Source organism: Streptomyces sp. SolWspMP-5a-2 (assembly GCF_900091845.1).
Taxonomy (GTDB): Bacteria; Actinomycetota; Actinomycetes; order Streptomycetales; family Streptomycetaceae; genus Streptomyces; species Streptomyces doudnae.
The window spans coordinates 1-17,593 of sequence record NZ_FMCI01000391.1 but is presented as its reverse complement, the minus strand read 5'-3'; the positions used below and the strand labels follow the sequence as shown (position 1 = coordinate 17,593).

At 68.4% G+C, this 17,593-nt stretch carries 19 protein-coding genes and 3 pseudogenes; 11 read left to right on the top strand and 11 right to left on the bottom strand.

The genetic code is table 11. From position 1 onward, the window contains the following. The first annotated feature begins 572 nt into the window (after window positions 1-572). Window positions 573-1,016: a hypothetical protein gene (locus GA0115242_RS41130; RefSeq protein WP_176730000.1), complete on the top strand. Its 444-nt coding sequence runs from the start codon at window positions 573-575 to the stop codon at window positions 1,014-1,016. On the opposite strand, the pseudogene GA0115242_RS38555 reads toward GA0115242_RS41130, so the two are convergent. Continuing rightward, window positions 991-1,417 (bottom strand): annotated as a pseudogene (locus GA0115242_RS38555) (transposase family protein); the annotation flags it as partial. The gene GA0115242_RS41130 and the pseudogene GA0115242_RS38555 overlap by 26 nt on opposite strands. 382 nt (window positions 1,418-1,799) lie before the next feature. Here GA0115242_RS38555 and GA0115242_RS38550 point away from each other — a divergent pair. After that, a complete protein-coding gene (locus GA0115242_RS38550; protein ID WP_237549562.1) occupies window positions 1,800-2,021 on the top strand; it encodes a hypothetical protein in 222 nt (73 codons plus the stop codon). An 87-nt stretch (window positions 2,022-2,108) separates the two neighbouring features. Here the strand turns inward: GA0115242_RS38550 and GA0115242_RS38545 are convergent, their stop codons facing one another. Beyond that, the gene (locus tag GA0115242_RS38545) at window positions 2,109-2,468 is read right to left on the bottom strand and encodes a hypothetical protein (protein WP_237549561.1); all 360 of its coding nucleotides are present in this window, start codon (window positions 2,466-2,468) and stop codon (window positions 2,109-2,111) included. A 374-nt stretch (window positions 2,469-2,842) separates the two neighbouring features. On the opposite strand from GA0115242_RS38545, the gene GA0115242_RS41125 reads away from it, so the two are divergent. Further along, window positions 2,843-3,016, top strand: coding sequence for a hypothetical protein (locus tag GA0115242_RS41125; RefSeq protein ID WP_176730001.1), 174 nt, complete (start codon window positions 2,843-2,845; stop codon window positions 3,014-3,016). Window positions 3,017-3,666: 650 nt separating this feature from the next. Here the strand turns inward: GA0115242_RS41125 and GA0115242_RS38535 are convergent. Further along, window positions 3,667-4,026, bottom strand: a complete 360-nt coding sequence (locus GA0115242_RS38535) for an STAS domain-containing protein (protein ID WP_093836313.1) — start codon at window positions 4,024-4,026, stop codon at window positions 3,667-3,669. A gap of 455 nt (window positions 4,027-4,481) precedes the next feature. After that, window positions 4,482-4,706 carry a hypothetical protein gene (locus GA0115242_RS40450; RefSeq protein ID WP_141721917.1) on the bottom strand — a complete coding sequence of 75 codons (225 nt, stop codon included), beginning with the start codon at window positions 4,704-4,706 and terminating at the stop codon, window positions 4,482-4,484. Between the two features lie 106 nt (window positions 4,707-4,812). Between GA0115242_RS40450 and GA0115242_RS38530 the strand changes: the two genes are divergently transcribed. Together GA0115242_RS38530 and GA0115242_RS38525 are read left to right on the top strand one after the other, a co-directional pair. Then, window positions 4,813-5,442 carry a transporter substrate-binding domain-containing protein gene (locus GA0115242_RS38530; protein WP_093836312.1) on the top strand — a complete coding sequence of 210 codons (630 nt, stop codon included), beginning with the start codon at window positions 4,813-4,815 and terminating at the stop codon, window positions 5,440-5,442. A gap of 133 nt (window positions 5,443-5,575) precedes the next feature. Continuing rightward, entirely contained in the window at window positions 5,576-5,992 is a 417-nt protein-coding gene (locus GA0115242_RS38525) for a hypothetical protein (RefSeq protein WP_093836311.1), read from the top strand. Window positions 5,993-6,010: 18 nt separating this feature from the next. Here the strand turns inward: GA0115242_RS38525 and GA0115242_RS38520 are convergent, their stop codons facing one another. The 3 genes and pseudogenes from GA0115242_RS38520 to GA0115242_RS41120 all read right to left on the bottom strand — a co-directional run bounded on the left by GA0115242_RS38520 (window position 6,011) and on the right by GA0115242_RS41120 (window position 7,552). Beyond that, complete coding sequence (locus GA0115242_RS38520) at window positions 6,011-6,352, bottom strand: beta/gamma crystallin domain-containing protein (RefSeq protein ID WP_093836316.1); 342 nt, start codon at window positions 6,350-6,352, stop codon at window positions 6,011-6,013. Between the two features lie 405 nt (window positions 6,353-6,757). Continuing rightward, a pseudogene (locus GA0115242_RS42190) lies at window positions 6,758-7,052 on the bottom strand (hypothetical protein). A gap of 359 nt (window positions 7,053-7,411) precedes the next feature. Further along, the gene (locus tag GA0115242_RS41120; RefSeq protein ID WP_161353512.1) at window positions 7,412-7,552 is read right to left on the bottom strand and encodes a hypothetical protein; all 141 of its coding nucleotides are present in this window, start codon (window positions 7,550-7,552) and stop codon (window positions 7,412-7,414) included. A 182-nt stretch (window positions 7,553-7,734) separates the two neighbouring features. Between GA0115242_RS41120 and GA0115242_RS38510 the strand changes: the two are divergent. From GA0115242_RS38510 to GA0115242_RS38490, 5 genes and pseudogenes are all read left to right on the top strand, one after another. Continuing rightward, window positions 7,735-8,028: pseudogene (locus GA0115242_RS38510) on the top strand (substrate-binding domain-containing protein); the annotation flags it as partial. Between the two features lie 428 nt (window positions 8,029-8,456). Further along, the gene (locus GA0115242_RS38505; RefSeq protein ID WP_161353510.1) at window positions 8,457-8,990 is read left to right on the top strand and encodes a DUF4232 domain-containing protein; all 534 of its coding nucleotides are present in this window, start codon (window positions 8,457-8,459) and stop codon (window positions 8,988-8,990) included. A 422-nt stretch (window positions 8,991-9,412) separates the two neighbouring features. Next, window positions 9,413-9,937, top strand: coding sequence for a PadR family transcriptional regulator (locus GA0115242_RS38500; protein ID WP_093836314.1), 525 nt, complete (start codon window positions 9,413-9,415; stop codon window positions 9,935-9,937). Beyond that, entirely contained in the window at window positions 9,934-10,620 is a 687-nt protein-coding gene (locus GA0115242_RS38495; RefSeq protein ID WP_093836309.1) for an ABC transporter ATP-binding protein, read from the top strand. Before GA0115242_RS38500 ends, GA0115242_RS38495 begins: the two co-directional genes overlap by 4 nt. Beyond that, entirely contained in the window at window positions 10,617-12,998 is a 2,382-nt protein-coding gene (locus GA0115242_RS38490) for an ABC transporter permease (RefSeq protein ID WP_093836308.1), read from the top strand. The genes GA0115242_RS38495 and GA0115242_RS38490 overlap by 4 nt, the downstream gene beginning before the upstream one ends. Window positions 12,999-13,312: 314 nt before the next feature. On the opposite strand, the gene GA0115242_RS38485 is transcribed toward GA0115242_RS38490, so the two are convergent. The 4 genes from GA0115242_RS38485 to GA0115242_RS38470 all read right to left on the bottom strand — a co-directional run bounded on the left by GA0115242_RS38485 (window position 13,313) and on the right by GA0115242_RS38470 (window position 16,728). After that, the gene (locus tag GA0115242_RS38485) at window positions 13,313-13,756 is read right to left on the bottom strand and encodes a hypothetical protein (protein ID WP_093836307.1); all 444 of its coding nucleotides are present in this window, start codon (window positions 13,754-13,756) and stop codon (window positions 13,313-13,315) included. Window positions 13,757-14,255: 499 nt separating this feature from the next. Continuing rightward, window positions 14,256-14,576 (bottom strand): hypothetical protein, encoded by a 321-nt coding sequence (locus GA0115242_RS38480; protein ID WP_093836306.1) that lies wholly within the window; start codon window positions 14,574-14,576, stop codon window positions 14,256-14,258. Between the two features lie 179 nt (window positions 14,577-14,755). After that, window positions 14,756-16,051 carry a sensor histidine kinase gene (locus GA0115242_RS38475; RefSeq protein ID WP_093836305.1) on the bottom strand — a complete coding sequence of 432 codons (1,296 nt, stop codon included), beginning with the start codon at window positions 16,049-16,051 and terminating at the stop codon, window positions 14,756-14,758. Between the two features lie 14 nt (window positions 16,052-16,065). Beyond that, window positions 16,066-16,728 carry a response regulator transcription factor gene (locus GA0115242_RS38470; protein ID WP_093836304.1) on the bottom strand — a complete coding sequence of 221 codons (663 nt, stop codon included), beginning with the start codon at window positions 16,726-16,728 and terminating at the stop codon, window positions 16,066-16,068. A 238-nt stretch (window positions 16,729-16,966) separates the two neighbouring features. Here GA0115242_RS38470 and GA0115242_RS38465 point away from each other — a divergent pair. Beyond that, on the top strand, window positions 16,967-17,593 hold a 627-nt coding region (locus GA0115242_RS38465), incomplete at its 3' end, for an RNA-guided endonuclease InsQ/TnpB family protein (RefSeq protein WP_141721915.1).

Below are 17,593 nucleotides of genomic sequence, written 5' to 3'. Positions count from 1 at the left end.
CCCGAAGGGCTCAGGACCGGCCTGGCCGTCGCCGGGGACAAGCCCGCCCGGAGGGACCAACGCGCTTCTGGCGGTAGGGCGATCGCCCTCGGCAGGCCGCGCACGGCGGCGGTTCGATCCGTCCCGGCGGGGACATCCGATTCCCCGAGCTGATCGGCGGTCGAGTTCGCCTCCGGGCACGCGGTCGAGCGTGCGGGCGGTGCAGGGTGCGGCTGGACGGATCACTCGGAGACGGGTGGACAAGCACGGGAAGCTCCTGGTGGGGCACGGTGGATCTCGGCCGTGACGCCTCCTGCCAGGAGCTTCGTCGCGTGGCGGAGCCGCCCAAGTGATCTGCAGGGCCGCCAGGTTGGAAAGGGCTCACTCTGTACAGTCCGTTGTTTTGGCTGAAAAGCTGCCGCTCTCCCACAGCGCCTTCCATGTGAACGTAGTCTGACGTAGTCGGGTAAGTGGCACTAGGAGGGCCAGCTGAAATGAAGCGGGGGAGAAGCATGTCGAGTGATCTAGGGAATGATGCAGATTCAGAATATTCAGAGCAGCATGGAGTTTTACGGACAACGATCATCGCTGGCGTGTTCACGCTGTTAGCTGCAGGCATCGGTGCCGTGGCCCCGCTTATGGCGAACGACAGTAATTCCTCTCCAAGCCCTACGGAAGTATCTGGCAGTTCGGTACCGACAGTATTCAGGCATAAATGGTCCACCTTCACCGATGAGTACGGCGGAGGTACCCGCACGTTGACCATCGGGAAAGGAGAGCTGCACGACGAAATCTTAACGATGGAATTTGATAGCTTCCAGGAGGACGGCAAGAGCGGAATCCACTGTTCCTGGAAGGGCTACTTGACGGGCATATCGGAATCCAAGGATGCGCTGCATATAAGTCGGACCACTCGCCTCGACGGGCCGTCTCGCTGCAGTAATGGCAGAGCCACCACACTGACGCTGCTGCCAAACGGCAAACTGCGCAGGACGGTGGACGCCGACAATACATACCTGGACTACGCCCGGCACTGATCCTTCTGGGCTCATCCGCGCGGGTCCGGTCGGTGGGGATCCAGGGTGGCGTCAACGATGACGTGGTCGCCTTCACCGAGGTTGGTGAGTGCTTCGTGAAGGCCGGACACTCATGAGGCCAGGACGTCCAGGGTCTCGTCGACGTACCGCCAGGCGGTGGCCTGGGATATTCCGAAACCCGCTCCGAGCTGTGCGAACGTCTTGCTCTTACGCAGGTGCACCAGAGCGAGCAGCGCTTGCTGGAAGCAACCGAGTCTGCGCCAGCGGGTGTTACGCGCCCGGCGTTGCTCGTAGCCCAGCCAGACGACATGCCCGACGAGCTCGTGCGGGACGTCGAGCGTGGCAGGACACGGAACCAACGGGGCCCCTTCGGTTGTTGGCGTGCTGAGTGGAATCACCACGCCAACGACAAGGGGCCCTGTCTCGTCACCACACCCGCTGATCAGCCCATTTCACCCAACAGCGCAGGATGAAAGAGGTTCGCGCCGACCGGGCCCGGCAGGCGGCCGGCCCCCGGCCGACCGCCGCCGCAGTCCTGTGAGCCGCCGTCGCCGCCCGCGCCTACGCCCTCAACCACCAGAGCGAGCAAGCCCGCGCCGCGCTCGATGCCGCCGATGCCATCATGGGCCGACTCCCCGAGTCCGAGCGGTCGGACACCTGGCTGACGTACGGCGAGCAGAACACCACGTCCACCTCAGCCACGCATTCACCACCCTCGGAGACACCCACCGCGCCCAGGAGAGCCAGCAGCGCGCTCTGGAGCTGTCCGCGCCGACCAGCACCATGACGCGCACCCTGCTGAATATCGACGCCGCCGCGTGCTCACATCACGACGGCGACACCGAGCAGGCGGGCCGCCGTACGGTCGCCGCCCTGACCGCGCTGCCCGTCGACTTCTGCACAGGCCTGGTCCGTCGCCGCGCCCTGGACCTGTTCGAGGCGATCCCTGCCCAGCACCACCACGATCGCGCCGTACGGGAACTACGCGACGTCGTGGCCAGCTGACAAAGACCGCTTCCACAGCGGGCGGGAATGGCCGGTCCCCTCACAGTGGATGCACTGGCCACCTCCTGGTGTGCTGCGGGCGCCGCGTCAGGCCCGTCGGCGGAACCAGCCGCGGCCACGATCCGGCTCGTGGCCGTGCTCCGGCTCGGGCGGTGCGATGGCCTGGAGGCGGGCGGCTTCGGCGGCGGCCTCCTTGCGGGCGACGTCTTCGGTGTGGCACGGACCGCACACCGACGTGTCCCCGGCCCGGACGACGGCGCGTTGCACGGTGATCTCCTCCCAGTGCTCGTCGGTGAACTCCCGCCCGCACCGCGAGCACACCGGGCGCTGCGCCTCCCGCTCAGCAGCGCAGCGCCGCTTGTCCTCCGCTTCGGTGCGGGCCTCCTGGTCGCGGTAGAGGACGTCGCCGTCAGCGCCTGCCCGCCGGCGCGTCTGAGTCGCCGCCACACCGGCGCGTCCGCGCTCTGCTCCTGGAGCTGCTCCAGGGTGGTGACGACGACGGTCACCGCCCGGCGGTAGTCGAGCGCGGTGATGGCCTTCGCGTAGAGGGAGTCGTAGCGGCGCGGCGCCCAGTAGCGGCGGCCAGCCTCCTCCAGCACGGCGACCGTGTTGGCGACCTTCGCCTCGGTGGTGTGAGCGAACACGAACGCCACCGGCACCAGGCCCTCTCGGCCGGTCGGCAGGTAGAACCTGCGCCACAGCCGCTTGTCGTGGTCGACGTTCTCGATCGCGTCCGGCCGGGAGCGGATCAGGTCCACGGTGCGCTTGGTCGCGTCCTCGCTACGGCGGTCGATCTCCATGAATAGCACCGGCAGCCACCCATGCCCGAGAACACCGTCACCGCGCCGCTCGCCCCGATGGAGCCGGAGGACGTCGCCGACACCTTTGCCTACATCCGGGCGTTGCACGCCGGCGACATTGACGCCGCCAGCATGGTCGCCGACGACACGGACCTGGAGTTTCAGCGGCTGCTCCTGGGGCTGATGGGGGTGTAGCTGAACGGTCCGTTACGGCGGTCCGCTCATGTCTGATCAGGAAGTCCGCGAATAACGCGACGGGGATCTCCGGGTGCAGGCCGCGTTCGGCTCGTCCCACTGTGCGATGGGCGTGCCAGACCAGCGCCGCGAGACGGGCGTCCATTGTCAGGTTGTCCGGGCGTGACTGGGTGCGCAGGGCGACGAGGAGGCGCCTGCACCGCTGGTCGGTGAACAGGTCCTTGGCGTGGGAAAGGAAGGCCACGGCCGGGTCGGTCGCACGCCGCCCGTCGACAGCCGAAACCAGTGCGGACCACCGTCGGCTCGGGTTGACGATCCGGGAGCAGGCGAGGCGCAGCTGCGAAAGCCGGCGCCATCCAACAGCTCGCCGCGCCGACGAGCGCACTCTACTCGGGACCTCGCTGCCGGGTGGCCGGACGGCGTCGCCGCGACACCCTCCCCCCCGTCTGGGTGCTCGGCAACACCGTCCGGCCTCTGCCGGTGCGGTGTTCCTCAAGCCACCCGCTGTCGGATCCCCTCACCAGCCCCTCCGACATCTGCCCACCCGCACCGTGACCGCACCCGCACGAACAGGTGAAACGGGCATCCTCACCCTTGACGTACGGAGCAGCCGGTCACCCATGGCGGGCACAGGGCCGGTTGCAGGGAGTTCAGCTCTGCGGGGCGAGGCGGGCGATCGCGTCGTCGAGAGCGGGCAGAGCGGGCAGGACATGGCCGGTTCCCGTGATCTCCAGCAGGCGCCGCACGGGCGGGGGGCAGCCGATGAGGGCAACGGGACGGCGAACTGCGGCGCTCAGCAGGACGCTCAGGAGCTGGGAGTCGCAAAAGGTAAGCCGGGACAGATCGAACACGACCGGCCGGGCGGTTGCGGCGAGGGCCTCGGCTATCTGCTCCCTGACCGGCTCGACGGAGTCTGCGTCGAAGTCGCCGCGCAGGCCTATCAGCCATAGCGGGCCGGCCGGCATGGACCGCGTGATCCCGGCGCCCGCTGGCACTCCACTGGCCATCATGCCGCTGATGTTCCTCCATATGTTCGGGGAACGCCAATTCAGCGTTCCTCGAACTATTCGGCCTCAGCCAGTGACGCGCGGGGCGGCGGCTCGTTGAAGGAGTGCTACCGCATGGTCCGCGTGGTTGGGCCCGCTGTACCGCGGCAGTCCTTCCCACCCCGGCGGCTTGAGCCGGAGTGTGGACGGTGTGTCTCTCCCCCTGCACCCGCCCCCCGTGTTCAGCGGGAGAGACACACCCCGGTGGATCGCCGGCCCCGCAGACCGGCGGAACCAGGCTTTGCCGTTCCCACACCGACCCCGAAGATTGCCCCGGCCCGGTCTCCGGACGCCTGCCGCTGCACCCGGCAGAAGACAGCCCCCGGGAAATCGCGGGGATACGGGACTCCCGGAGGCCATCTCTCTGGCCGTGTTCCCCGGCAGACGCCATCAACACCGGCCGCGCACGGCCGGTGCACTCAGCCCTGGCTCCCGGGGTCGTCCGGGGCGGCGGCCGCGGCAGGCTCCGGAGCACGCGTGCCGTCAGCGGAACGCGCCGGGTTGGCGTCGGCCAGATATATGCGGACCAGCTGTTCGGCCTGCTCGCAGCGGCGGCCGTGACGATGGCACGCGGAGCAGTTCTTCAGGTGTTCCACATAGGCGAGGTAGCTGCAGCGGGCAGCGGGATTGAGCGAGCTGAGCACAGTTCCCCCCGTAAAGCGACGACCGTCACGCCTGTTGACATCTCGTCCAGCAAGCATAGGGCGGGCACCGCGAACACGGACCAATATCGCCTCAAAACGGCAGCATATGATCACCGCCTGTATTGCTCCCGGCACCGAGCGGTGCTGCTCGATCACGGCGGAGCGGATGGCACCGAAGTCGGAGCGCGGCGACGGCCTTGACTTCGTAGGGCCGTACGCGTCAACCCAGCAGGGCATCTTCGTGCGGGCCGAGGATGCCGAACAATACCAGCGGATGAGTGACTTCAACGGGAAACTCGTCTGCGTGTGGAAGGGCACCACCTCTGCGGCGGAACTGAAAAGAGAAGCGTACGGCAAGATCGGCCTAGCGGTGGAGACAGATGCACGGACCTGTGTGCGCAGGCTGCGGGAAAAAACGGTCGACGCAGTTTCCACCGACCAGCTGATCCTTTACGGATTCATGGAGGACGAATCCGGCTTCGCCGTGGTGCATTCCCTGACATTCGGCGCGTTCAATGACTACGGGATCGCCATGGTCAAGGGTCATCGCGAGGACTGCCGGAAGCTCCAGGATGCCCTCATGGAGTACGCGCGCAGCAACGACTGGGGCCCGGACTTCCAGAACGACCTGCCGAAGGTGCCCAAAGCCATCCGCGACGAGGCCCGGCCCACCGAGGACGACATTGACCGATACTCCTTCCGGGACCGGCCGGGGAACGTACAGGCCGCGGACTGAGCGGACCGGAAGCGGACAAGCTTCTCCCAGCAGGACACGGAACTGTTCGCCGAACTCCAGCTCATCCTCGCCGGAGGAGAGCATCAGTACCCACCGCGGAGAAGAGCCGCTCCAGCTCACCCGGCGCAACGACGTGGCCGTCCCCCTGGTCGCCGATCCGATCACCGCCGCCAGCGTTGTCCTCGATCACCCGATGGCGCTGGTGGCCTGGCCCGCCGCGATGTACGAGCGCGCCCGCTCGTACATCGCGGGCGGCCGTCACCTCGGAGCGGAGCTGGCGCAGCAGCTCCTCGCCGAGCTCCGGCCGGCCGCCGTGGCGGCCGCGGGACCGGCCGCTCCTCAGCCCAGCACAACGAAGCGCTGGCCGCTGGCAGGGTCGGTCGTCCAAGGCCGGGCAATGAGCGCACTGCGACCCGGTGACATCACCGACGAGATGATCCAGGCCATGGACACGGCCAAGCGGCAGGCCCTGCAGAAGGATCTCCGTGCCCTCGCCGCGAACATCCGCGCCGACGCCGAAGGCCGCTACGACAGCCCAGAGCCCAGGTAGCAGGCGGATCTGGTGGGGTCACTTGATTTTGATCGCCTTCACGTGTGCCGCCTTCCTCGGCTTGTATACGGTGCCCCGCTTGATCGATACCGTGGACCCGTTGACGTCGTAGAAAACGACGTCATTGTTGCCAGTGGTGATCTTTTTCACCCAGACGGAGTAGTAGTTGTACTTGCCGGCATTCGCGAAGCAGTCGGTGAAAGAACCGCCGAGTTCATCGTGCCCCTCGACCTTCAGGAAATGCTCCCCGGCCCGGCAGGTAACCTTGTTGATGGCGTAGGCGTTGCTGGCTGGTACGGCGACGGCAAGAACGGCGGCTGCAGCAACTACCGCGACAGCGGAGGATGCCATCGTCCTCATGCGAGTCATTCTTTTCTCCCCTAACGAGTGAGTGCCGAATTTTTCGGTTACACCACAAGTGCGTCTTCTCCCCGTGCACTTCCACCCAGGATCGCCCAAACACCCCCTACCGCGACAGCGCGATCTTCTTTGCCGTCTGAAACTAGTCACTGAATGCCTTAAAAGCGTTTACGAATAGTAGATAATCAGCTTGCCTTCGGCCGGAAATTGCGGGTTCTCGTTCAAAGTGCAACGGACGTGCGGACCTTTGTGCCCTCGCCGCGAACATCTACGCCGACGCCGAGGGCCGCTACGACAGCGCAGAGCCCGGGTAGAGAGCCGGGGCCGAGTGGACGCTGCTGCGGACCGAGAACAACGCCGGCCAGCTGACCGAGGGCAGGGCGAAGACAGCGCCGTCGACGGGCGTCAGGGTGCGTAGCCAGAGCAGTGGAAGCGACACACCACACCGGAATCGCCCGGCGGGCGCGGCCCGCCAGGGAGCGAGTCGCACAGCGCCCGGCCGCCGGGCCACCGCCCCAGCTCGGTGGCCAGGGCAACGCCGCGCTCGATCTCTTCCGGCCGCCAGCCCGTAATGTCGAGCAGCAGGCCGTCCAGCGGGCCGCCGACCATGGCGGCGTACGTCTGGTGCGGAAGCGGGCCGGGGTCGGGGTCCGCGGCCCTATACCCGGCCGCGCAGCAGCTGCTCGTCGCCCTCGTTCATCCGGCCAGCCTCCCGGCCGCCGCCGACAGCGGAAGGCCCGTGCCCGGAGAGACATGTCAGGTGGGCTTGTACTGGCCGGTCCGCTCAGCCCTGCGGCGCCCGCAGGGCGGGCGTCAGGCTCAGGGCAGACGGTCGCAGGCGGGCCAGTCGATGCGCACCCCACGGCGGACCCGTCCGTGCGGCTAGGCATCCGGAGGTTGCGGCTCGATGCGGAGCCCCGGCTGCGGCCACTCGAACGAGAGGAGCCGCGCCGAGGCATCGATGCGCAGGTCGACATACACCTGATAGACCAGTCCCCCTCGGGGCCACCTCTTCGTAGGGCGCCAGATCTGCCGTGCATGTACCTCACCGCGTTGCCACTACCCGGCTGACCACACCTGGAGGACCGGGCGGCCCGCGACTGGATAGATGGTCACCTCGGGCCAGGGACCGTCGCCGCTCGTGCTCCACGGCAGGGCCTGCTCCGGTTCCACCGGCTCCGTAGCATCCTCACTGCTCACCTAGCGAGCATACGCGCAGGTCCGGCCCCGGTTCTCTCACCGGAGCGCCGGGACCGGCCATCCGGATGGCACCTACGCCCGCTTGCGCGGACTGAGAGGCGGCCGCCGGTCGGCGAGGTCATGCAGTGGGCACGATGGTGACCCTGATCTGCCGGCCGTCGGCCGGGGGGGGAAGAGAGCCAGCGGCTCGCAGGGCGCCGGACCTGGACGCGATGTTCGTGGCCTCGGACCTGATGGCCCAGGGAGCGATCACGGCGTTGGAGCGGACCGGGCGCCGGATACCGCTGGACGTCGCCGTCGGCGGCTTCGACGACTCGCAGGCCGCTGCGCTGTCCCGGCCGAACCTGACGACGATCAGGCAGCCCTGGGACCGGATCAGCAGCGAGATGGTCCGGGTCCTCCTGGCCCGGATCGGCGGAGCCGACCCGGCGGCCGTCATCCTGCCCACCCAGGCGGTGCGGCGAGGGTCGGCCTGACCATGAGCGACCAGTCCACCGGACCCCAGGACGACTTCCCCCACGCCCCGGGCCGCCCGGCCCGCGGCGCGCTGCGGTAGGCGGGGAGTCACTGCCCCTGATCCGCGCGCACGGTCCCTTCAGCAGGCGATCACCGACCGCATCCGGCAAGGAAGAGGGATGCACCTCCTGCCCCCCCCATGTACACCCGGGCATTCATGGTTCGCGGCGTTCCACTATACATTTAACGTATACACGTGATGTATAGTGCTTCAGATGCCTGTCGGCCACACCCTCCTCGGGCTCCGGAAGTCCGGCTTCCGGCGCGGCCGGGACTCGAGGCGAACCTTCGTCGAGAAGTTCAGCCAAGGCCTGCCCGCGGCGCTGCGGGCGGGTTCGGTCCACCGGCCCGCAGGCAGCACACGAACTCGTCAACTTGGAGACATCTGATGCGTCAGCACCTGTCCTCACGTCCCGTCCGTTTCGTCGTCGCCGCGCTGGCGGCCGTCGGCCTGACCGCCGGCGCCGTCGGCCCCGCCACCGCCCTGGCCCACCCGGCGGAATCCGACGGGGTCGGCCAGTTCTGCGGCACCAATGACCTGAAGCTGTCGCTCACCACGAAGACCCAGGCGGGCGGCTACTTCCAGATCAAGGCCCAGGCCAAGCCCGGCATCACCTGCTACCTGGACGGCCTCTACCCCGCGGCGCACTTCGGCTCCTCGACCAAGGACCCGGTGCGGCACATCGAGCAGGCGGTCTCCGAGCCGGTGAAGCTCTCCGGCTCCCTCGCCGCCTATACCGGCATCAACCCGAAGAGCACCAACAACGACAAGGGCACGAAGCAGCGCACCCTGACCGTCGCCGTATTGAACTTCGAGTACAAGCCGGTGACCTTCACCCTCACCGAGGCCACCACTGTCGACAAGCCCGTCGCCACCAACTGGCACAGCAACCCCGCCGACGCTGTGCCCCCCGTGGCCTGACCGCCTCCGTAACGCTTAGTGCGGCGCTCGCCGCAGACACCGGGGTGTCTGCGGCGAGCGCCTGCCTGCACGGACGTGCGAGCCAGACCGGGACCGCATGCGAACCGAACCTGAGGGATCCCTTCCTCGCCACGCCGAGCCGGGCCCCAGGAAGCCCTGGGAGGCTCCGGGAGGTGCGCCTCGCGTACACCCAAGCCCCGGCAGCCGGGGGCTCTGCGCTTCGGTGTGCTCTCCGCGGCAGGGCGGAACCGCGCCACATCGCGGGGTCAGACCAGCCGGGAGTGATTGCCGGTCTGAGCCAGCAGTGACGTTCAAAGCGCCCGAGCTCGCCGCTCACCGGCTCCACGAGCCGTCATGCCGCGCCTTCGCAGCGGCCGCGTCGATATACACCGCAGGTATACACAGGGTGTACAGTGCTCCTCATGTCTATCGCCCACACCCTCCTCGGGCTCCTGGAGTCCGGCCCCCGACACGGCTACGACCTGAAGCGGACCTTCGACGAGAAGTTCGGCCAGGACCGCCCGCTGCACTACGGCCAGGTCTACTCGACGATGTCCCGGCTCCTGAAGAACGGGCTCGTCCAGGTCGACGGCGTTGAGAGCGAAGGAGGCCCCGAGCGCAAGCGGTACGCCATCACCGACGCCGGGATCACCGATGTCTCGCAGTGGCTCGCGCAGCCCGAGAAGCCGGAGCCCTACCTCCAGTCGACGCTCTACACCAAGGTCGTCCTCGCGCTGCTGACCGACCGCAGCGCGGCCGGCCTGCTGGACACCCAGCGCTCGGCGCATCTGCGGATGATGCGCATCCTCACCGACCGCAAGCGCCAGGGCGACCTCGCCGACCAGTTGATCTGCGACCACGCCCTGTTCCACCTCGAAGCCGATCTGCGCTGGCTGGAACTGACCGCCGCCCGCCTCGACCAGCTCGCCAAGGTGGTGGCTCCGTGATTCCCGAAGCTTCCCTCCTCGCCGCGCACGATCTGCGCAAGACCTACGGTTCGACGCCCGCCCTGGACGGCGCGTCGTTCTCCGTGCACCCCGGCGAGGTCGTCGCCGTCATGGGCCCCTCAGGCTCCGGCAAGTCGACCCTGCTGCATTGTCTGGCCGGGATCATCACGCCCGACTCCGGCACCATCACCTACGCGGGCCGCGAGCTGTCCGCGATGCCGGACGCCGAGCGCAGCGCCCTGCGCCGCAGCGACTTCGGCTTCGTGTTCCAGTTCGGCCAGCTCGTCCCCGAGCTCACCTGCCTGGAGAACGTGGCCCTGCCGCTGCGGCTCGACGGTGTGAAGCGCAAGGCCGCCGAGCGCACCGCGCGGGAGTGGATGGAGCGCCTGGAGGTCGACGGCCTCGGCGCCCAGCGGCCCGGCGAGGTCTCCGGCGGCCAGGGCCAGCGCGTCGCCGTGGCCCGCGCCCTGGCCGGCTCCCCGAAGGTGATCTTCGCGGACGAGCCGACGGGCGCGCTGGACTCCCTCAACGGCGAGCGGGTCATGGAACTGCTCACCCAGGCCGCCCGCACCACCAACGCCGCGGTGGTCCTGGTGACCCACGAGGCCCGGGTCGCCGCCTACTCCGACCGTGACGTCACCGTACGCGACGGCCGCGCCCGCGACCTGGAGCACTCCGCATGAACCTCCTCGACGAGAAGCGGCCCGCACCGCCCTCACACCCCTCACCGTCCGCCCGCACCACCACCGCCCTGCGGGACCTCGGCCTCGGCATACGCTTCGCGGCCGCCGGCGGCCGCGAGGGCTGGACCCGCACACTACTGACCGCCATCGGCGTCGGCCTGGGCGTGACCCTCCTCCTCCTCGCCTCCTCCATCCCCCACATGCTCGACGCCCGCAGCGCCCGGAGCGCGGCCCGCAGCGTGTCTGACACCTCCGGCATACAGCCCCCGGCCTCCGGCACCACAGTGCTGCGCCTGGACACCTCCTCCGATTACCGCGGCCAGGAGATCGACGGATATCTGATGCGCGCGGAAGGCGCGAACCCTGTGCTACCACCGGGCGTCGGCCGCTTCCCCGCGCCGGGCGAGATGGTGGTCTCCCCCGCCCTGCGGGAGCTGCTGGACTCCCCGGACGGCGAACTGCTGCGCGAGCGGCTGCCGTACGAGATCACCGGCACCATTGACGACGCGGGGCTGCGCGCGCCCAATGATCTCCTCTATTACGCGGGTAGCGACACCCTGACGAGGGACCAGGGGGCCCGACGCGTCAGCGATTACGGCAGGGCGGGTAAGAGCGAACCGCTCCAGCCGGTGCTGGTCGTCCTGCTCGTCATGGTCTGCGTCGTGCTGCTGATACCGGTCGGGATCTTCATCGCCACCGCGGTCCGCTTCGGCGGAGACCGCCGCGACCGGCGGCTGGCCGCCCTGCGCCTGGTCGGCGTGGACATCCGGTCGACCCGGCGGATCGCGGCCGGGGAGGCCCTGTTCGGCTCGCTGCTCGGACTGCTCGCCGGGGCGGGGTTCTTCCTGATCGCACGTCAGTTCGCCGACCTGGTCGAGATCAGGGGAATCATGGCTTTCCCTGGCGACCTGGTACCCGCGCCCTGGCTGGCGGCGCTGGTCGTGGTCGCGGTGCCGCTGACCGCCGTGCTGGTCACCCTGGGGGCGATGCGCTCGGTGGTGATCGAACCGCTCGGCGTCGTACGCCGGGGGCGCGAGCGGGGCCGCCGGCTGTGGTGGCGGCTTCCGGTACCACTGCTGGGTCTCGGGGTGCTCGGCCTGACCGGCCGGGTGACGGAGACCGAGCCGGTCGAGCCGTACCCGATCGCCCTGGGCGCCGTCCTGGTACTGGTCGGACTCGCCCTGCTGCTGCCCTGGCTGGTGGAGGCCTGTGTGAACCGGCTGCGCGGCGGCCCGGTGCCCTGGCAGCTCGCCACCCGCCGACTCCAGCTGGACAGCGGTGCGGCCTCCCGCGCCGTCAGCGGAGTCACCGTCGCCGTGGCCGGAGCCATCGCACTCCAGATGCTGTTCGCCGCGACGAGCGCGGATTTCGAGCGGGCGACCGGCCTGGACACCTCGAAGGCCCAGTTCGAGGCGTCCTCGGTAAACATCACCGGGGAGAACGCCGCAGCAGCCGTGGCGAAGCTCCGTGCGACCAGTGGCGTGGAGGCGGTGACCGGCTCGGTGACCGTCGATGCGTCCCGGCCCGGTGACTACGGATCCGACGATGTGCGACCCAGCACCACGCTGACCATCGGGACCTGCGACACCCTGCGCGAACTGGCCCGGATCGGCGCCTGTGCGGACGGCGACACGTTCGTCGCCCACCCCACCGACCAGGAAAGCGCGAAGTGGGTGGACAAGACCGCCCGCAAGGGCGGCTCGGTCCAGGTCGGGGAAACTTCCGGCACCGCACCCCTCCTCTGGACACTGCCGGCCGATTCCCCGACCGTCCAGGTCCGCCCCGACGAGCTGGGCGGAGAGCACGAGGGAATCATGGCGACCCCCGGGGCGATGGGCACCGTAACGGTCCGCGGGGCGACGTTCCAGGCGCTGATCCGTGTCGACGAAACCGTGCCCGATGTCGCCGAGTACGTACGGAACACCGCTGCACGGCTCGACCCGGGCATGGAACTCTTCGCCTGGGAGGAGATCGAGCAGGACCGGCAGTACGCGGATATCCGCACGGGCCTCATGGTGGGCGCGACCCTCGTGTTGCTGGTGATCGCCGCCTCGATGCTGGTCTCGCAACTGGAGCAACTGCGCGAACGACGACGGCTGCTGTCCGCGCTGGCCGCCTTCGGTACCCGGCGAGCCACGCTCGGCTGGTCGGTACTCTGGCAGACCGCTGTACCGGTGACACTCGGCCTGACGGTCGCGGTCGCGGGCGGCCTGGGGCTCGGCTGGACGCTGACCTGGATGATCAGCAAGTCAGTGGCCGACTGGTGGGTGTTCTGGCCGATGCTGGGAGCCGGAGGCACGCTGATCATGCTGGTCACCTTGGTGTCACTGCCTCCGCTGTGGCGACTGATGCGCCAGGACGGCCTGCGCACCGAGTGACCGCTCTATGTCCGCACCTGCGGTCACTACGGCAACGGCAACCTGGGCATAGCACACGGACCAGCCCCTGCAGGTGGCGCGACGGCTACTCCCGTGGAACACCAGAGAGCAACGCCCCCGGCGCGGTAAACGGTACGCGCCCCTCCGCCCGGGTGGCGCCGTCCTCATACTCGGTTCGTTCCTCAGGGTGTCGCTGCGCGCGAGTGGTCGGATGCGCCGGACGCGCGCAGGTCCGCGTCATCAATGCCGGCCATGACGCGATTCACGCGACGTCCCCGGGCCCGGACAGCGTGCGACTCCTGGCGTGAGCACGGTCAACAGGATCGATCAACCTCATCGCGCCTGCTGTTGCGAGGGGAGGCATCGGTGTCGCGGTCAAGCCATGCCACGACGAGGAGCATGAGGCCCACGGCGAGGCTGACACCGGAGTTGACCGACAGGTCGGAAATGGTCATGCCGATCGCGTGACCCCAATGGACGATCTGAGCCATCGCATCCCAGAAGATGTACATCAACGCGTTGATGACGATGATCTTCCGGCGGTCGGCGGCCCGCCCGAGGCTCATCGCGACGACTGTGACGGCGATGATGAGCACGTGATAGCCGGCTATCGCGAACCACAGGAAATGCCGGGTGGGGTTCATCTCACCCCCGCGATAAGCGCTGTCCACCATCTCGGGCGCGAGACTGAGCACGGCGGTCTGAACCACGTTGAAGGCGATATATACCCAAAGGGTGACACGCAGTGAGAGTTTCATGTGATCATGATGCCAGCGCGAGGTAATCGGTCTGCGCGCGAAGCAGGAGAAGGTCCCTCGAATGAGCGTGGCGATGGGCACGGGGCCTGCCCTGCATTCGGCACAGCACGAACCTGCGGTCGGCCCTGCGACGCCCGCGGCTTCGCTCATCTCGTGCGGGAGCGGCGGGATGACAGTCGCCCTCCGGCTGCCGCACTTCGGCGCGGTCGGCGTTGCTCTCCTGTGTGCCCGAAGGGTCCGGTCCTCCACGCGGGGAGCGTGGCGGGGCCTGCCCCACTGGAAAGAACCTCTCGCGCAGCCAGGCCCCCGGCTCGGAGTGGGCCCTCAGCGATCTCTTCATTCATGGCGGCGCGGCTCGGAGGAGTTCACCGCCCCATGCGGGCGCACCGGCACTCGTCGGTCGTATGGTTCAGGCAGATCGAAGTGGTGCCCCGGAGGCCGTTCACGCGGCTCCGGGGCACCACTGGACCGTCCCGGCGGAAGGTTCGCGGGCCGGATGCTACTTGTCGGAATTCCCTTCGCCCGTGGCGCTTTCCGGCGCGAGGGGCTTGGTCGGCTTGGCGCCGTCCATGTTGCTCAGCTCCTCCTCGGTCAGCTTGCGGATGTCCAGACCGTTCTCGGTGCGCTGGACGGAAATGCCCTCGGGCTTGTCGCCGTCCTTCTCCGACGTGGTCTGGCGGGTGGACTGCTTGGTCGGCTTGAAGCCTTCGGAGCCGTCACCGGCGCCCGAGAACGCACCCGCCGAGGTGGCCGCACCTGCCGTCAGACCGAGCGCCAAGATGGCCGCCGTGGCGTAGCCGATGACCCGGTTCTTGTTCATGAATTACTCCTGATGGAAGAGATGGGGCAGAGAACGACGGAAGGAGGTTGGCTTTCACCGATTCGCTCACTTTCCGGTGAAACCGCCGACCCGGATTCCCGCCGTGCTCGGTGAACTCATCTCATCCCACTGGGGTGTTCAGCGCGATAAGCATACGAGGGAAGTCACCGGCCCCTCTCTTATCTCCTTGGCACACGCAGCGAGGTCCGGGAGACGTTCCGGCTCTGCCAGGAGAAGTCGACCGTGATCCTGAGACCGCCGTCAGGCCCCGGCTCGGCACGGGGATCGGTGCCGTGCGCCCGAGCGATGGAGCGGACGATGGAGAGGCCCAGACCGTGGCCTGCGGTGCTGGTGCGGTCCTGCCCGAGACGCCGGAACGGCTCGAAGAGACCCTCAATGTGCTCGGGATCGACGGGCGTGCCGGTGTTGGTGACGATGAGTCTCGCACCGTCCAGCGTCACGTCAACCCGTCCACCGGGCCGGTTGTACCGAAGCGCGTTGCTCGCCAGGTTGGAGATGAGATGGCGCAACAGCACCGGCTCGCCGCTCACCCGTAGGGGAGCGTCGAACTTCGTGTGCACGATGATCCCCCTCTCCTCGGCGACCTCGCGCAGCTCGGTCATGGCCGCGGTGGTCAGCTCGGCCAGATCCACCTTCTCCGTGCGCTCCAATCCGCGGTCACTGCGGGCCAGAAGCAGCAGCGCGGTGATGAGCTGCTGGGCCTCGCGGTTCGTGGTGAGGAGGTCGTCCCGGGTCTCGGCGAGGTCGTCCGGGAGCGGACCGGCGAGCCCGACCTCGATACTGGCACGCTGCGCGGCGAGCGGGGTACGCAACTCGTGGGAGGCGTTGGCGACGAAGCGGCGCTGGCTGTCGAAGGAGCGCTGGAGCCGGTCCAACATGGAGTCGAAGGCATCGGCGAGCCGGTGCAGTTCGTCGTCGGGGCCGGTCAGCCCGAGCCGGCGGTCCAAGCTCTGCTCACTCATCCGCAGCGCCGTCTCGGTCACCGCGGAGATGGGACGCAGTGCGCGGCCGGCCAGCCACCGCCCGGTCAGCGCCGCGACGACGGTCATGAGGACCAGGCCGATGACGGACCAGAGAAGCATCTGGTGGAGCGCCGCAGTCTGCACGGTGTGCGCGGTCTCCCTGACCAGGGCGAACGCATCGCCCCTCATGCCCTCCACCGCGTTGGGGGCACCCTGGCCCTTAGGGGCCGGGTCGAGCGCCGACCCCTCGCTGGCTGTCTGTTTCCACGGCCCGGTCGACGAGGGCGTGGACTCCAGACCCAGCGGGACCTTGCTGACAGAGATGTCGGCGGTCTTGCCCTCCGTGCCATGGCGCGCCAGCAGGACGACGAACGTCAGCAGCGAGGCGCCGGTGAGCAGAAAGAGACCGCCGAAGGAGAGCGCCAGCCGGGAGCGGAACGGGATACGGGAGAGCGAGAGGCCGCCGACAAGGCGAGGAGGCCTACGGAGCATGCAGCAGGTGACTTTCATGGGGTGAGGCGGTAGCCGCGTCCGGTGTCGACGGCGATGGTGCCGGGGACGCCGAGCTTCCGGCGCAGCCTGCTGACAGTGGCACGAACGGCGCTCGTACGCGGGTCGAGGTTCTCGTCCCAGACCGTCCGCAACAGGTCCTGATGGGAAACGGCCTCACCGCGGAATTTCAGCAGCAGTTCGAGGACGTCGAACTCCCGGGGCGTGAGATCGACGGGACGCCCGTCGGCCGACACCTCGCGGCGTGCGCGGTCGAGCCGGATGCCGGCGTACCGCAGCACGGCGTCCGGCGGTTTGGGCGCACGGCGGTACAAGGTACGGATACGGGCGACGAGTTCGGCGAAGTCGAAAGGCTTGGCCAGGTAGTCGTCGGTGCCGAGTTCGGTCAGACCGTAGACCTTGTCCTCGGTTCCGCCGGCCGCCGTGAGCATCAGGATCCGGGGACGCTCCGCCAGGGGGGCCAAACGCCGACATACCTCGTCGCCCGTCATCACCGGCAGGTCGCGGTCGAGAACGAGCACGTCATAAGCGGTCACCAAGCACATACGTTCAGCCTCGTCACCGGTGGCCGCGACATCGACGGCGATCGACTCACGGCGTAACCCCTTGGCAATCGTACGGGCCAGCACACGGTGGTCTTCAGCTACCAGAACCCTCATGGCCCTCATGAAAGCAGCCGAACGATTACAGGCGGATAAGCGCTTTAGGACAAACGAGCAGAGGCAGGCTCCTCCCTCTACGTGCGCAGCCGCTCAGACCTTCAACCGCACCTCGCCCGGGAAGCCGGTGCGACCAGCATGTCATCGCATGCTGTGCCGCACGGGTTCGCTGACGTGACCGCCGACCAGCACTCACCGCGTCGAGGGAGGTGCAACCCCTCCGTCTTCGGGGCCTCCGATGGCTGCCCGCCGGGGGCGTTCAGATGCCCTTCCACGGCGATCGTCTCCAGCGGTCGCAGCGCCACCGCGACAGCCCACACGATGGTCTCCTGCTCGACCGCGTTCTCCCTACGTTAAGGGGGTTGCGGCGTGGGAGCAGTCGCAGGGTTGGCGTGAGGCGCGTGACCATGTGGTGCGGCTGCAGGCCCTGGTCGCCGCACGCCGCGCCTCGACGCAGCACCTACTGACCAAACGGCTGGTGACGCAGTTCGCGCACGTGGCCATCGAAGATCTGCGGGTGAAGAACATGACCCGCAGCGCGAAGGGAACCCTCGATACGCCGGGCCGGGGCGTGAGGGCCAAATCGGGGCTGAACCGGGCGGTCCTGGACGTCGGCTTCGGCGAGATCCGGCGGCAGCTGGAGTACAAGGCCCCCCTCCACGGTGTGCGGCTGAGCGTGGTGAACCCCGCCTACACCTCGCAGACCTGCCATCGGTGCGGGCATGTGGACGCTAAGAGCCGCCGCTCACGCGACCTGTTCACCTGCACCAGCTGCTGCCACAGTACACACGCCGACATCGGCGCCGCCATCAACATCAAGCACCGCGCCCTAGAAGCTCTGGAGCAGGAAGCGGATCGCCCTCGA